12 protein-coding genes and 1 tRNA gene are annotated in these 11,640 nt (G+C 60.9%); 4 read left to right on the top strand and 9 right to left on the bottom strand.

Annotated features, from left to right (window positions below; translation table 11 throughout):
- Positions 1–82: 82 nt before the first annotated feature.
- The 4 genes from RLEG4DRAFT_RS20125 to RLEG4DRAFT_RS20110 all read right to left on the bottom strand — a co-directional run bounded on the left by RLEG4DRAFT_RS20125 (position 83) and on the right by RLEG4DRAFT_RS20110 (position 4,103).
- Entirely contained in the window at positions 83–2,092 is a 2,010-nt protein-coding gene (locus RLEG4DRAFT_RS20125; protein ID WP_003579444.1) for an acetyl-CoA carboxylase biotin carboxylase subunit, read from the bottom strand.
- Between the two features lie 75 nt (positions 2,093–2,167).
- Positions 2,168–2,872, bottom strand: coding sequence for a hypothetical protein (locus RLEG4DRAFT_RS20120; protein WP_003579443.1), 705 nt, complete (start codon positions 2,870–2,872; stop codon positions 2,168–2,170).
- A gap of 97 nt (positions 2,873–2,969) precedes the next feature.
- Positions 2,970–3,890, bottom strand: a complete 921-nt coding sequence (locus tag RLEG4DRAFT_RS20115; protein WP_003579441.1) for a DMT family transporter — start codon at positions 3,888–3,890, stop codon at positions 2,970–2,972.
- A gap of 128 nt (positions 3,891–4,018) precedes the next feature.
- Positions 4,019–4,103, bottom strand: a tRNA-Leu gene (locus tag RLEG4DRAFT_RS20110).
- A 189-nt stretch (positions 4,104–4,292) separates the two neighbouring features.
- Here RLEG4DRAFT_RS20110 and lipB point away from each other — a divergent pair.
- Together lipB and RLEG4DRAFT_RS20100 are read left to right on the top strand one after the other, a co-directional pair.
- Positions 4,293–5,006 carry a lipoyl(octanoyl) transferase LipB gene (gene lipB / locus RLEG4DRAFT_RS20105; protein WP_003579440.1) on the top strand — a complete coding sequence of 238 codons (714 nt, stop codon included), beginning with the start codon at positions 4,293–4,295 and terminating at the stop codon, positions 5,004–5,006.
- 255 nt (positions 5,007–5,261) lie between these two features.
- Positions 5,262–5,906: a methyltransferase family protein gene (locus RLEG4DRAFT_RS20100; RefSeq protein ID WP_003579439.1), complete on the top strand. Its 645-nt coding sequence runs from the start codon at positions 5,262–5,264 to the stop codon at positions 5,904–5,906.
- A gap of 59 nt (positions 5,907–5,965) precedes the next feature.
- On the opposite strand, the gene RLEG4DRAFT_RS20095 is transcribed toward RLEG4DRAFT_RS20100, so the two are convergent.
- From RLEG4DRAFT_RS20095 to RLEG4DRAFT_RS20085, 3 genes are all read right to left on the bottom strand, one after another.
- Complete coding sequence (locus RLEG4DRAFT_RS20095; protein ID WP_003579438.1) at positions 5,966–6,331, bottom strand: hypothetical protein; 366 nt, start codon at positions 6,329–6,331, stop codon at positions 5,966–5,968.
- A 323-nt stretch (positions 6,332–6,654) separates the two neighbouring features.
- On the bottom strand, positions 6,655–7,164 hold the full coding sequence (locus tag RLEG4DRAFT_RS20090; RefSeq protein ID WP_003579436.1) for a BON domain-containing protein: 510 nt from the start codon (positions 7,162–7,164) through the stop codon (positions 6,655–6,657).
- 95 nt (positions 7,165–7,259) lie between these two features.
- Positions 7,260–7,754, bottom strand: a complete 495-nt coding sequence (locus RLEG4DRAFT_RS20085; RefSeq protein WP_003579434.1) for a peptide deformylase — start codon at positions 7,752–7,754, stop codon at positions 7,260–7,262.
- 242 nt (positions 7,755–7,996) lie between these two features.
- Here RLEG4DRAFT_RS20085 and mgtE point away from each other — a divergent pair, with 242 nt between their 5' ends.
- Together mgtE and RLEG4DRAFT_RS20075 are read left to right on the top strand one after the other, a co-directional pair.
- Positions 7,997–9,412, top strand: coding sequence for a magnesium transporter (mgtE, locus tag RLEG4DRAFT_RS20080; RefSeq protein WP_003579431.1), 1,416 nt, complete (start codon positions 7,997–7,999; stop codon positions 9,410–9,412).
- Positions 9,413–9,476: 64 nt separating this feature from the next.
- The gene (locus RLEG4DRAFT_RS20075) at positions 9,477–9,869 is read left to right on the top strand and encodes a MerR family transcriptional regulator (protein ID WP_037073057.1); all 393 of its coding nucleotides are present in this window, start codon (positions 9,477–9,479) and stop codon (positions 9,867–9,869) included.
- Between the two features lie 9 nt (positions 9,870–9,878).
- On the opposite strand, the gene RLEG4DRAFT_RS20070 is transcribed toward RLEG4DRAFT_RS20075, so the two are convergent.
- Positions 9,879–10,868, bottom strand: a complete 990-nt coding sequence (locus tag RLEG4DRAFT_RS20070) for a heparan-alpha-glucosaminide N-acetyltransferase (protein ID WP_003579429.1) — start codon at positions 10,866–10,868, stop codon at positions 9,879–9,881.
- Entirely contained in the window at positions 10,868–11,632 is a 765-nt protein-coding gene (locus RLEG4DRAFT_RS20065; protein ID WP_003579427.1) for a DUF599 domain-containing protein, read from the bottom strand. Before RLEG4DRAFT_RS20065 ends, RLEG4DRAFT_RS20070 begins: the two co-directional genes overlap by 1 nt.
- Positions 11,633–11,640: the final 8 nt, after the last annotated feature.

Here is an 11,640-nt window from a genome sequence, read left to right as displayed (position 1 = left end):
CTCCCTGACAATTTTCTTGGGGCCGACCTTGGCACGGTCGGCGAGCCGGGCTCAAGCGAAAACGGCCCGGCGGCCTGTCCGCTCAGGCAAATTCCATGATTACGGCATCGACGGCCAGGCTTTCGCCGGCCGCGGCATTGATCCTGGAGACGACAAGATCGCGGTCGGCGCGCAGCACGTTTTCCATCTTCATCGCCTCGACGATCGCCAGCGTTTCCCCGGCCTTGACCTCCTGGCCCTCGGCGACCGAGATCGAAACGACGAGGCCGGGCATCGGGCAGAGCAGCAGCTTGGAAGTATCGGGCGGCAGCTTCACCGGCATCAGCCTGTCGAGTTCGGCATGGCGCGGCGAAAACACCTTTGCCGTCACCGAAAGCCCCTGCCAGTCGATGCGCAAGCCGTTGAGGATAGGGCGGATCTGTGCGGTGATATCACGGCCGCCGACCGTGCCGCTCCAGACGGGATCGCCGGGTCTCCAATCGGTGACAACGCTGCTGTTCTCGCCTTCTATCGCCATCTCCATATCGAAGGGAATGGTGACGAGGCCGTCGAGCAACCTGACGGCGATGTAGTTGTCGCCCGTTTTGACCACCCAGTGCTCGCGCAACGCGCCCGATGCGGCGCGCAGGCGATCGGCGAAATGCTCGCGCCGGTTCGTTTCGATCAGCGAGGCGGACAGCGCAATGGCGGCAAGCGTGGCTTCTTCCGTGCGGTCCGGTTTCATCGGCGCGAAGCCTTCGGGATATTCCTCGGCGATGAAGCCGGTGGAAAGCCGGCCCTCGCGCCAGCGCGGATGTTTCATCAGCGCCGACAGGAACGGGACATTGTGCTCGATGCCATCGACGACGAAGCCGTCGAGCGCCCGGCCCATGGCCTCGATCGCCTCGCTGCGCGTCGGCGCCCAGGTGCAGAGCTTGGCGATCATCGGATCGTAATACATCGAGATCTCGGCGCCTTCGAAAACGCCGGTATCGTTGCGGACCACGACATTGCCGGTCCGGCCTTCGGCCGGCGGGCGGTAGCGCGTCAGCCGGCCGATCGAGGGCAGGAAGTTGCGATAGGGGTCTTCGGCATAGAGCCGGCTTTCGATCGCCCAGCCGTCGAGCCTGATGTCCTCCTGGGCAAGGGCAAGCGGCTCGCCGGCGGCAACCCGGATCATCTGCTCGACGAGATCGATCCCGGTGACGAGTTCGGTGACGGGATGTTCGACCTGCAGGCGGGTGTTCATTTCGAGGAAATAGAAATTGCGGTCGCGGTCGACGATGAATTCGACGGTGCCGGCGCTCTGGTAATCGACGGCCTTGGCCAGCGCCACCGATTGTTCGCCCATCGCCTTGCGGGTTTTTTCGTCGAGGAAGGGCGAGGGCGCCTCTTCCGCCACCTTCTGGTTCCGCCGCTGGATCGAGCATTCGCGCTCGCCGAGATAGACGACCTTGCCATGCGCGTCGGCCAGCACCTGGATCTCGATGTGACGGGGCTCGATGATGAACTTCTCGATGAAGACGCGGTCGTCGCCGAAGGAGCTCTTCGCCTCCGAGCGGGCGCGCTCGAAGCCGTCGCGCACCTCAGCCTCATTCCAGGCGATGCGCATGCCCTTGCCGCCGCCGCCGGCCGATGCCTTGATCATGACGGGATAACCGATGCCGCCCGCGATCACTTGCGCATGGGCGGCATCCTCGATGACGCCGAGATGGCCGGGCACGGTGGACACGCCGGCGGCATTGGCGAATTTCTTCGATTCGACCTTGTCGCCCATCGCCATGATGGCCTTCGGCTTCGGGCCGATGAAGACGATTCCCTGCTTTTCCAGTTCAGCGCAGAAGGAGGCCCGCTCGGACAGGAAGCCGTAACCCGGATGGACCGCCTCGGCGCCGGTGGCCTTGCAGGCGGCGATGATCTTTTCCGCTACCAGGTAACTCTCGGCGGCGGCAGCCGGGCCGATATGCACGGCCTCATCGGCCATCTCGACATGCAGTGCGTCCCGATCCGCATCCGAATAGACCGCAACGGTCAAAATGCCCATGCGGCGCGCAGTCTTGATCACGCGGCAGGCGATTTCGCCGCGATTCGCGATCAGGATTTTCTTGAACATCGAGACTCCACCCAGAAATGCGTTCCGGAGTTTTACGCACAAAACACCGGAACGCACAATCAGGCTTGAGGAGCTTCAGGCGACAGCCGCTTCGGCGACGGGTTCTTCGTCGACGATGCGCAGCCAGCGGCTGCGCCGCGGCTCGGCATAGTCGCGCAGCTCGGCGGCGGCCATGATGCCCGCCCAGTGCGGATGATTGGCGCCGGACAGCGTCGCCTGCTCGATCTGCTGGAGCACGCCGTATTCGACCGATGAAACGGGGATGATGCCGCTTTCGGCGACGCTTCTGAAGATGCGCATCGCGAAATCGACGTCCTGGCGGGTAATGCTCCGGCGGTCGACGGCGCGCGACAGCTTGTAGCCACCGATATTGTCGGTGATCGCCAGACGGAGCTGATCCAGCGCGAGCGCTCTCAATTCACCGGGGACATCGGCCGAGATCTCCATGACGTGGAGAATGAGCTCGAGCTCCAGCGCCGAATTGACGACACCGTCGGTCGTGAACATGCGCATGATCCAGGCGACATTGATTTCATCCAACGAGCCCTGCGGATAGGTGTAATGGACGATGAAAGCGGCGAGCTGCTCGACAAAGAAAGCGTTCCACGCAGCACATTTTTCAGGGCAGGAATTATTGAGCGCCAACATCGCCACGACATCGTCGGACGTCCGGATGCCCTCCGGAAAAGCATGTTTGCGCAATAGCAATATATCTTCGGCCGTCAGCCGATGCTTGCCGGCCACCACACAGGCCGGAAAAGCGAGACGAAATTCGCTCATGTTTTAACTCCAGGCTTCATCATGAAGCCGGAGACAGTTTTACCGCCTGCGAATTGATGATCCCTCAAGAAGCGGAGTTAATCCGATATTCCCCGGGTCAGGAAGATTTTAGCGATTGCGCCTGCAGCCGCTCGCGCCAGATGATGAAGAGGCCCGATGCGACGATGATGAAGATGCCGATCCATTTGGAAAAGCTCGGGAAATCGTTGAACAGCGCATAGCCGAGAACGGTCGCAGAGATAATCTCGAAATATTGGAAGGGCGCAAGCAGCGACAGCGGCGCGAGACGAAAAGCCCGGACCACCAGCATATGCGCATAGCCGGAGATCGAGCCGAGGGCGAGAAGCAGGACAAGGCCGAGACCGGAGGAGGGCAGAGAGACGGCGAAATCGGCATTGCCGGAACCGCTCCCGCCGACAAGGGCGGCAGCCATGAAGAGCGTTCCGCCGATGCCGGCCATGGTCTGCATGGTCAGCGGCGAATCGGCCTCACCGATGGCGCGGTTGAGGAACAGATAGAGCGAGAACAGAAAGGCGCAGGCGACCGGCAGCAGCGCTTTCAGGCCGAAAATCTCGTAGCTCGGCTGAATGACGATCATCGCGCCGCCGAAACCGACCACGATCGCCATCCAGCGCCGCCAGCCGACCTTTTCTCCGAGGAACAGTGCCGACATGGCCGTCAGCATGAAGGGCTCGACGAAATAAATGGCGAAAACATCGGCAAGTGGCATGTATTTGACGGCGACGAAAAAAAGCAGGCTCGCACCACCATGCAGCACGCCGCGCAGCAGGTTCATCCATGGCCGTTTGGCAGAAAGCGCCTTCAGCCCGAACAGGACAAAGAGAATCGGCAGGGTGCAGGCGATCTGGAAGAAGAATCGGTAGAAGGTCACCTGACCCGGCGACATCGCCTCGAAGGTCGCCATGTATTTGGCGATGGCATCCATGGTCGGCAGGATCAGCATGGCGCCGGACATGATGGCCATGCCCTGCAGGGAATTTTGATGGGGCTCTGACATGGCTGCCGATTCGTGGCGGGGATGACGCCATCAACCATGAGAAGGTCGGGCGATCAAGCCGAGCAACCGCAAATAACGTCGAGGTGAAATCGAAATCGTCGCTTCGAGAGCGTTTCCCTGAAGGGAGATGGTGCGGTCGAGAAGACTCGAACTTCCACGGGTTGCCCCACAGCGACCTCAACGCTGCGCGTCTACCAATTCCGCCACGACCGCATCGTGGTAGGTGCCGATTTGCGCCGGCGGGGCAGCATGTAGCAAAAGCATTTGGGGTGCACAAGGGCGATATGACAGTTTTTTCAAAAACCTGTCATCGCATTTGAATTGCCCCCGGAACGGGTCCATATAGCTGTCCTGCCGCCCCCTATTTCGCAGGCATTTCGGGGAGGGCGGCCAGGAACGACCATGCTTCGCACCGATCTCGAATTCTCCATGCTTCCCCAACCAGGCACCCGGCCTGTCCGCTGGCGCATCGCCGACGGTCTCGTTGCCTATGAGGAGGCCGTGGAAACGATGGAGCGCGAGGTGGCGGTGATATCCGATGGCGGTGACGAGCTTGTCTGGCTTGTCGAACATCCGCCGCTCTATACCGCCGGCACCAGCGCCAATGCCAGGGATCTCGTCCAGCCCGACCGTTTTCCGGTGTTTGCGACGGGGCGCGGCGGCGAATATACCTATCATGGCCCCGGCCAGCGCGTCGCCTATGTGATGCTCGACCTGAAGCGCCGACGCCAGGATGTGCGCGCCTTCGTCACCGCCCTCGAGGACGTCGTCATCCGCACGCTCGACATGATGAATGTGCGCGGCGAACGGCGTGAAGATCGCGTCGGCGTCTGGGTGCGGCGGCCGGAAAAGCCATTGCTTGCCGATGGAACGATGGCCGAGGACAAGATCGCCGCCCTCGGCATCAGGCTGCGGAAATGGGTGACCTTTCACGGATTGTCGCTCAACGTCGATCCCGATCTCGATCATTTCGGCGGCATCGTGCCCTGCGGGATCTCGGCCTATGGTGTGACCAGCCTGGTCGATCTCGGCTTGCCGGTGATGATGGCCGATGTCGATATCCGCCTGCGCAGCGCCTTCGAGGCGGTTTTCGGCGAAACGACAAGCGAAACCTGATTATTCACGATGGCGAACGTATCTCCGGCAAGCTGCGCCTGGAAGCGGAGCCTGCGTGTGCGAAATTCGCAGACGCAGATCATTGATATGATTTCTAAAATTTTGTTTGTTGGCAATCATTGCTGCCGCATTCTGCTGTGAGGATCGGCAGCAGGAACCGCCGCCCGGTCAAATAGGAGCGAGCGGCTTAACTCATAATTAGTGATCGCAAATATATAGGTACCGCAGCCTTGTGATGTGGAAGCCTTGCGAATAATGAAAAAAAAGACAGCGATAAGCTTGTCGTTCTTCGATATGCATTTCGTGCTCGATATCATCGAAAAGGCTGTCATCGGCTATTTCTTCGTTGCGATCGTCATGCGTATCCTGCCGCAGATGCAGGATAATCGCGCGATCATCGACTGCCTGCTGATCATTTCGGAGGGAGCCGCCGCCTTCCTCATCCTGACGCGCCGGCCGACCAGAAATGCGTCGCTTCGTCCGTTTGACTGGATGGTCACTGCCATCGGCACGCTCTTCCCGCTGCTTGTCGTTCCCGCCTCGACAGAACCGCTTGCACCGCTCGCACTCTGCGGGACAGTGATGGCACTCGGTTTTGTCCTGCAGATCTCGGCAAAGCTGTCATTGCGGCGAAGCTTCGGCCTGGTGCCGGCCAATCGCGGCATCAAAATCGGCGGACCCTACAAGTTTATCCGCCATCCGATGTATGCGGGCTATCTGATGACACATATCGGCTTCTTCCTGGTGCATCCGAGCCTTTGGAATTTTGCCATCTATGCGACGGCGCTTGCCGCCCAGTGTTTCCGCCTCTTGGCGGAGGAGCGTCTGCTCAGCGAGGATCCCGCTTACACGGCCTTCATGGCCAGGACCCGCTACCGGCTTATTCCATTCGTGTTCTGAAGACAGAAAAACGGATTGAAAAAGAGAGGGCCGGTTTTCCGGCCCTTTCTTTTATTGGATCAATGCGTGGCGCGGCACGCTTCAGTGCGGGAGGCGCCGCTATCGGCACCCTTGGTGTGGGAGCCCTTCGGGCCAACCATGCTGTGGCATGGGGGCAGAGGGTTGATGCTCGCCGTTGCGGTCTTGTCGACGGCAGGGGCCGCCATTGCGCTCGGGGCGAAGCCGTCGCTGTCATTGGTATAATCGCTGGAATAGCTCGGGGCCTTGCGGTTGCTGTAGTGGACGGGGGCCGGCTTCGACATCGGGCTCGGCGAAAAGCCGTCGCTGTCGTTGGTATAGTCGTCGGAATATGTCGGCTGGGCGAAGGCAGCGCCTGCAAGGCTGACGGCGAACAGGGACGCGGCAAGGGCAAATTTGATGCGCATGGGTCTATCTCCTCAATCTGTTGTTGAATTTCACAACACAAAACCAACCCTCGGCGCATCCGAGTTCGCGCCCCAATTCAGGCAAATTTGTGATGGGATGGCGGCGCAGCCGCGACCTTTTGTCCAAATGAAATCACAGTGTTGTCACCGAAATTGACGTTCGCGTTACGGAAGCCGCCTAAGCAAAATGGCTAATAAGGCTCCCTTAGAACCATAATGCGATGCAATCTGGAATTGTTAACTTTTGGTAATGTTGGAAGGCGGCAGACCGCAGCGGCGGAGGCATTGGCGCCCTCCGCCGACTGTCCGTATCTGTACGTGAATCAGTCTTCGTTCGGGATATGGGCGTCGACCCCGGTCAACTGCAGTTTGTTGCGGACATGACGGACGCCGTCGACCGAAAGCGCGCTGAGCTCGACCTTCCGGGCGATGCCGATCGTCTCCACCGAGCCTTCCAGGGTGATGACGTGCCCGTCCGCATGAACCTCGATGCTGTCCATGTCGACATCCGGGATGGTTTCGAGATGATCGTTCACCCGTGCTTCGAGGTCGTCGCTTTCATCGCGGTCGATGGTATCGGCGCGTAGCGAATCCTTCAGGCGGTTCTCGTTGCCGTCTGCATCCGTGCCGTCGATCCGGAAGCCCTTATTGGGGTCGCTGTCGAAATTTCCCACCGTCTCGCCATAAGGGCGGTTGGCCGGGTCGGCGCCGGTACCGTCGGCATAGGGCCAGCCGTCGTCGAGATTGCGTTCCTCGAGGTCGCGATAATCTTCTTCACGGGAAAGCTCAGGCTTTTCCCTGGAAAACTGGGTCTTGTCACCGATCCTTGCCATTGCAGTCGCTCCTTGTTCTCTGGCTGGAAACGTCGGTAGCGGCGAATGGTTCGGTGCGGGGGCGATTTGTCAGCCCGGATTGTCAGCTCGAATTATCAGCTCTCGGCCTTCTCCCATTTTTTCACGAGCCGGTCGCGCTTCAGCCGCGAGAGGCGCTGCAGCCAGAAAATGCCGTCGAGCTGGTCGACTTCATGCTGGATGCAGATGGCGAGGAAACCGTCGGCGATGTCCTCATGCATGCTGCCCTCGGCGTCCTGATAGCGGAAACGGATCGATCGCGGCCGCGTGACTTCGTCGGTCGCTCCCGGCATCGAGACGCTGCCTTCGGCATGGGTCATCGTCTCCTTCGAAAACCAGGTGATCTCCGGGTTGACGTAGAGGCGCACGCCATCCGATTTGTCGAGCTCCAGCACCGTCACCCGGCTGAAGACGCCGATATGAGCGGCGGTGATGCCGACGCCGGGGGCGGCGCGCATCGTCGCCAACAGGTCGTCGGCAAGCTCGGCGAGCGACGAATCGAAGATTGTCACCGGAGCGCAGACGGTCTTCAGACCAGGATGCGGAAAACGCAGGATCGGGCGAATGGGCATGGGGCGGCGTTCCTCGGCTCGGATGCGCGGCGAAACTATCGCCGGCCGCGGGCATTGTCATCCAGCGGCAGGTTTGCTGCTTTACGGCAGGGATGCTTTGGGCTAGCAGGAGCGATAAATTCCGACGGCGGGAACCTCGCGCGGGAATTTGCTTATCTGCTTGTTGACAATATGTTTTCCGCCGACATTCGCGAATGCGGCGCTGTAGTCGTTGAAATTCGAACCAGATGCGAGGGCGGCAGATGACGACGACCGATGGCGAAGAGCGCATCCGCAGGCGTCCCGAGGACGAGGAAGCCGATATCTACGACGAAGACGGCAATGTCCGCAGCGATTTCCTGGCGCTGGTCGGCGCCGCGATCGCCGACCGCGACACGCTGTTCCTGCGCCAGAACGTTGCCCGCCTGCATGAATCCGAAATAGGCGACCTGCTGGAAGCGATCCAGCCGGATCAGCGGCTGGCGCTGGTGCGCCTGCTCGGCGACGATTTCGACATGACGGCGCTGACCGAGGTCGATGAGGCGATCCGCCGCGAGATCGTCGACCAGATGCCGAACGAGCAGATCGCCGCCGCGATCGGCGAACTCGATTCGGACGACGCCGTCTACATTCTCGAAGATCTCGACAAGGAAGACCGGGAAGAGATCCTGGCGCAACTGCCGTTCACCGAGCGGGTCCGGCTGCGCCGGGCGCTCGACTATCCCGAAAGTTCGGCCGGGCGCCGCATGCAGACGGAATTCGTCGCCGTGCCGCCGTTCTGGACGGTGGGACAGACAATCGACTATATGCGCGACGAGGAGGATCTTCCCTATTCCTTCTCGCAGATCTTCGTCATCGATCCGACCTTCAAACTGCTCGGCGCCGTCGATCTCGACCAGATCCTGCGCACCAAGCGGCAGACGAAGATCGAGCAGATCATGCGCGAGACCAACCATCCGGTCCCGGCCGAGATGGACCAGGAGGAGGCCGCCCAGCTCTTCGAGCAGTACGACCTTCTCTCGGCCGCCGTCGTCGACGAGAACGGCCGGCTGGTGGGCGTGCTGACCATCGACGACGTCGTCGACGTCATCCATGAGGAGGCGGACGAGGATATCAAGCGCCTCGGCGGTGTCGGCGACGAAGAGCTGTCGGACAATGTGCTGTCGACGGCGCGTTCGCGATTCCTCTGGCTTTTGATCAATCTCGGCACGGCGATGCTGTCGGCGAGCGTCATCGGCCTGTTCGACGCCTCGATCGAGAAGATGATCGCGCTTGCCGTGCTGATGCCGATCGTCGCCTCGATGGGCGGCAATGCCGGCACGCAGACGATGACGGTGACGGTGCGGGCGCTCGCCACGCGGGATCTCGACATCTACAATGCCGGCCGCATTATTCGCAGGGAGGCCGGCGTCGGCATCCTCAACGGCATCATCTTCGCGACGATCATGGGTGCAATTGCCGGCATGTGGTTTCACGACTACCAGCTCGGCGGGGTGATCGCGGCGGCGATGATCATCAACCTGATGGCGGCAGCCCTGGCCGGCATCCTGCTGCCGCTGTTGCTCGATAAGGTCGGGGCCGACCCGGCGATCGCCTCGTCTGTCTTCGTGACGACGGTGACCGACTGTACCGGCTTTTTCGCCTTTCTCGGCATCGCCACATGGTGGTTCGGTATCTGAGCGGCTGTCAAAATTGACTATTACGTAAAAGTCAATATTATTGCCGGTTCATGACGGGGAACACATGCTGGTGAACAAATATTATAGCATAACGGAGCTGACGCGCGAATTCGGTGTCTCGACGCGCACGCTCCGCTTCTACGAGGACGAGGGACTGATCCATCCGGAGCGGCGCGGGCGCACCCGTCTCTTCCGGCAGGCCGACCGACGGCTCATTGGGGAAATCCTCCGCGGCAGGCGCATCGGTTTCACCATTGCGGAGATCCGCGAGATCATCCAGGTCTATAAGGAACCGCCGGGTGAGCTCGGTCAGTTGAAGCTGCTGATGAAGCGCGTCGACGAGAAGCGTGACGACCTGCGCCAGAAGCGCAAGGATATCGACGACACGCTGGTGGAACTCGACAATATCGAAGAGGCCTGCCTCGGCCGCCTCGCAGAAATCGGCGTCACCACCTGAGCCGACCTGTTATTCCGCCTCGGCGCTGCATTCGGCGGCGATCGTCTGGACCCGTTCATCGTTCTGTACGTCGATCTCGTTTGCCTGCAGCTGTTTCAACAGGCTTTGGGCCTGCAATTTCTCCAGCGTGCACTGGCAGAAGCTGCGGCAGAGCGCTTCGCCCTGCTGCATGACGCAGGTGGAGTTGCATTGCCTTAGGTAAGTTTCTGTTGGATCCGGCTGCGGCGGCGGAACAAGAAGGGAAAGCCCGTAAGCAATGCCGATTAGCACTGGCTGGTGAATGAGATAGAAGGCAAGGCTGTGGCGGCCGAGCCTTGCCGTCCACCAGGAGCCGGTGCCCAAGGCGGCGAGCCGCTGCGGCAGCCTGGTTCCGAGGGCGATCGAGGCGAGGCTCAGCCCGACGAAGAAGGGCGTAGCCCAGGGAAACAGCGGCACGTAATCGTTGGAGCGTTCCGGCGTCACGGCAAGGCCGATCCAGGCGAGGTATCTGGGATCGAAGAAGGATGACCGCAGCAGGCCGGGTGGGCCGAAATTATCGGTGATCCAGGCGGCAAGCAGCGCCAGCGTGGCGATCAGCGTGATGGCGAGCGGCAACCTCAAAAAAACGACGCCAATCAGCGTCAGCACCGCGATGCAATGCAGGATGCCGAAATAGATCCACTCGTTCGGCATCGCGATGCGCGTGGCGATCGAGATGACGGCGGCCGCCGCGGCGATCATGCCGAAACGCTTCCAGAAGGAAGGCCAGCGGACCTCCGGCTTGCTCGAGAGCACCAGGCTGATACCGACGATGAAGAGAAAGGTCGTGGCAATCGCCCGGGCATAGATCTTCAGCCAGCCGGTCTCGGCCGTGCCCGGCGTGAGATAACCCATGAACTCCATGTCCCAGCTGAAATGGTAGCTCGCCATGGCGATCAGCGCGACGCCGCGCGCCGTGTCCAACAGGCCGATGCGCGGCGGTCTTGCCGCCGCATCGGCTTCGATTGCCGGCAATGTCATCATAGTCCCCCGGGCAAATCACGTCCGTCTTTCGACGGCATGTCGCGGCGAATAGCGGAAAGGGTGAGATTCGATGGCGGGCCGGCATCCATGATCGCCAGCCGTGCCTGCGAAAAGAATTGCCGCCGCGCCAAAACGAAGATGACGATCGCCGTCGTCAGCATGAAGACATAGGGGTTGATGAACCAGCCGAGATAGCCGATCGACAGGAAGATCGCCCTGAGGCCTTCGTTGAAATTGCTGCCGGCAATGACATTCATGCGGATAACGCGTTCGGCGGCTCGCTCCGCGGCGATCATGTCGCCCTCGGCGTCGCGCAGCATCGGGATCGAGCCGAACAGGATGGTGCAATAGTTGAACAGCCGGTAGGACCAGCCGAACTTGAAGAAGGCATAGCCGAAAAGCGCTGCCAGCCCGCCGACCTTCATCTCGAAGACGGCATGGCCGCCATGGAAGACGAAGGGCAGGTCGGCGAAGACGGCGTCGACCTTCTCCGTCGCCCCAAGCAAGGCGAAGCAACTGCCCAACGCGAAGATCGAAGTCGAAGCGAAGAAGGCGGTGCCGTTCTGCAGGCCTGCCATGATCTGCGTGTCGATCATCTTCAGGTCGCGGCGTAGTGAATTGTAGATCCATTCCCGCCGCCGTTCGATCATCGCATGGGTGAGGCTGGTGCGTCCGAAGAAGGTGCGGCCATGCAGCAGCCAGGAATAGCCCATCCAGACACAGGCAAAGAAGGCCAGAGCGATATAGTCCGCCGTCGTCATCAGTGATT

The sequence above is a fragment of the Rhizobium leguminosarum bv. trifolii WSM2297 genome (assembly GCF_000271845.1).
The sequence above is the reverse complement of the archived record's forward strand: the minus strand, read 5'-3'. Positions and strand labels throughout refer to the sequence as shown.

Excerpts from the sequence above, each read along its gene's own strand:
- RLEG4DRAFT_RS20125 (WP_003579444.1), bottom strand. The coding sequence starts at position 2,092 with ATGTTCAAGAAAATCCTGATCGCGAATCGCGGCGAAATCGCCTGCCGC.
- RLEG4DRAFT_RS20120 (WP_003579443.1), bottom strand. The coding sequence starts at position 2,872 with ATGAGCGAATTTCGTCTCGCTTTTCCGGCCTGTGTGGTGGCCGGCAAG.
- RLEG4DRAFT_RS20115 (WP_003579441.1), bottom strand. The coding sequence starts at position 3,890 with ATGTCAGAGCCCCATCAAAATTCCCTGCAGGGCATGGCCATCATGTCC.
- lipB (WP_003579440.1), top strand. The coding sequence starts at position 4,293 with ATGCTTCGCACCGATCTCGAATTCTCCATGCTTCCCCAACCAGGCACC.
- RLEG4DRAFT_RS20100 (WP_003579439.1), top strand. The coding sequence starts at position 5,262 with ATGAAAAAAAAGACAGCGATAAGCTTGTCGTTCTTCGATATGCATTTC.
- RLEG4DRAFT_RS20095 (WP_003579438.1), bottom strand. The coding sequence starts at position 6,331 with ATGCGCATCAAATTTGCCCTTGCCGCGTCCCTGTTCGCCGTCAGCCTT.
- RLEG4DRAFT_RS20090 (WP_003579436.1), bottom strand. The coding sequence starts at position 7,164 with ATGGCAAGGATCGGTGACAAGACCCAGTTTTCCAGGGAAAAGCCTGAG.
- RLEG4DRAFT_RS20085 (WP_003579434.1), bottom strand. The coding sequence starts at position 7,754 with ATGCCCATTCGCCCGATCCTGCGTTTTCCGCATCCTGGTCTGAAGACC.
- mgtE (WP_003579431.1), top strand. The coding sequence starts at position 7,997 with ATGACGACGACCGATGGCGAAGAGCGCATCCGCAGGCGTCCCGAGGAC.
- RLEG4DRAFT_RS20075 (WP_037073057.1), top strand. The coding sequence starts at position 9,477 with ATGCTGGTGAACAAATATTATAGCATAACGGAGCTGACGCGCGAATTC.
- RLEG4DRAFT_RS20070 (WP_003579429.1), bottom strand. The coding sequence starts at position 10,868 with ATGACATTGCCGGCAATCGAAGCCGATGCGGCGGCAAGACCGCCGCGC.
- RLEG4DRAFT_RS20065 (WP_003579427.1), bottom strand. The coding sequence starts at position 11,632 with ATGACGACGGCGGACTATATCGCTCTGGCCTTCTTTGCCTGTGTCTGG.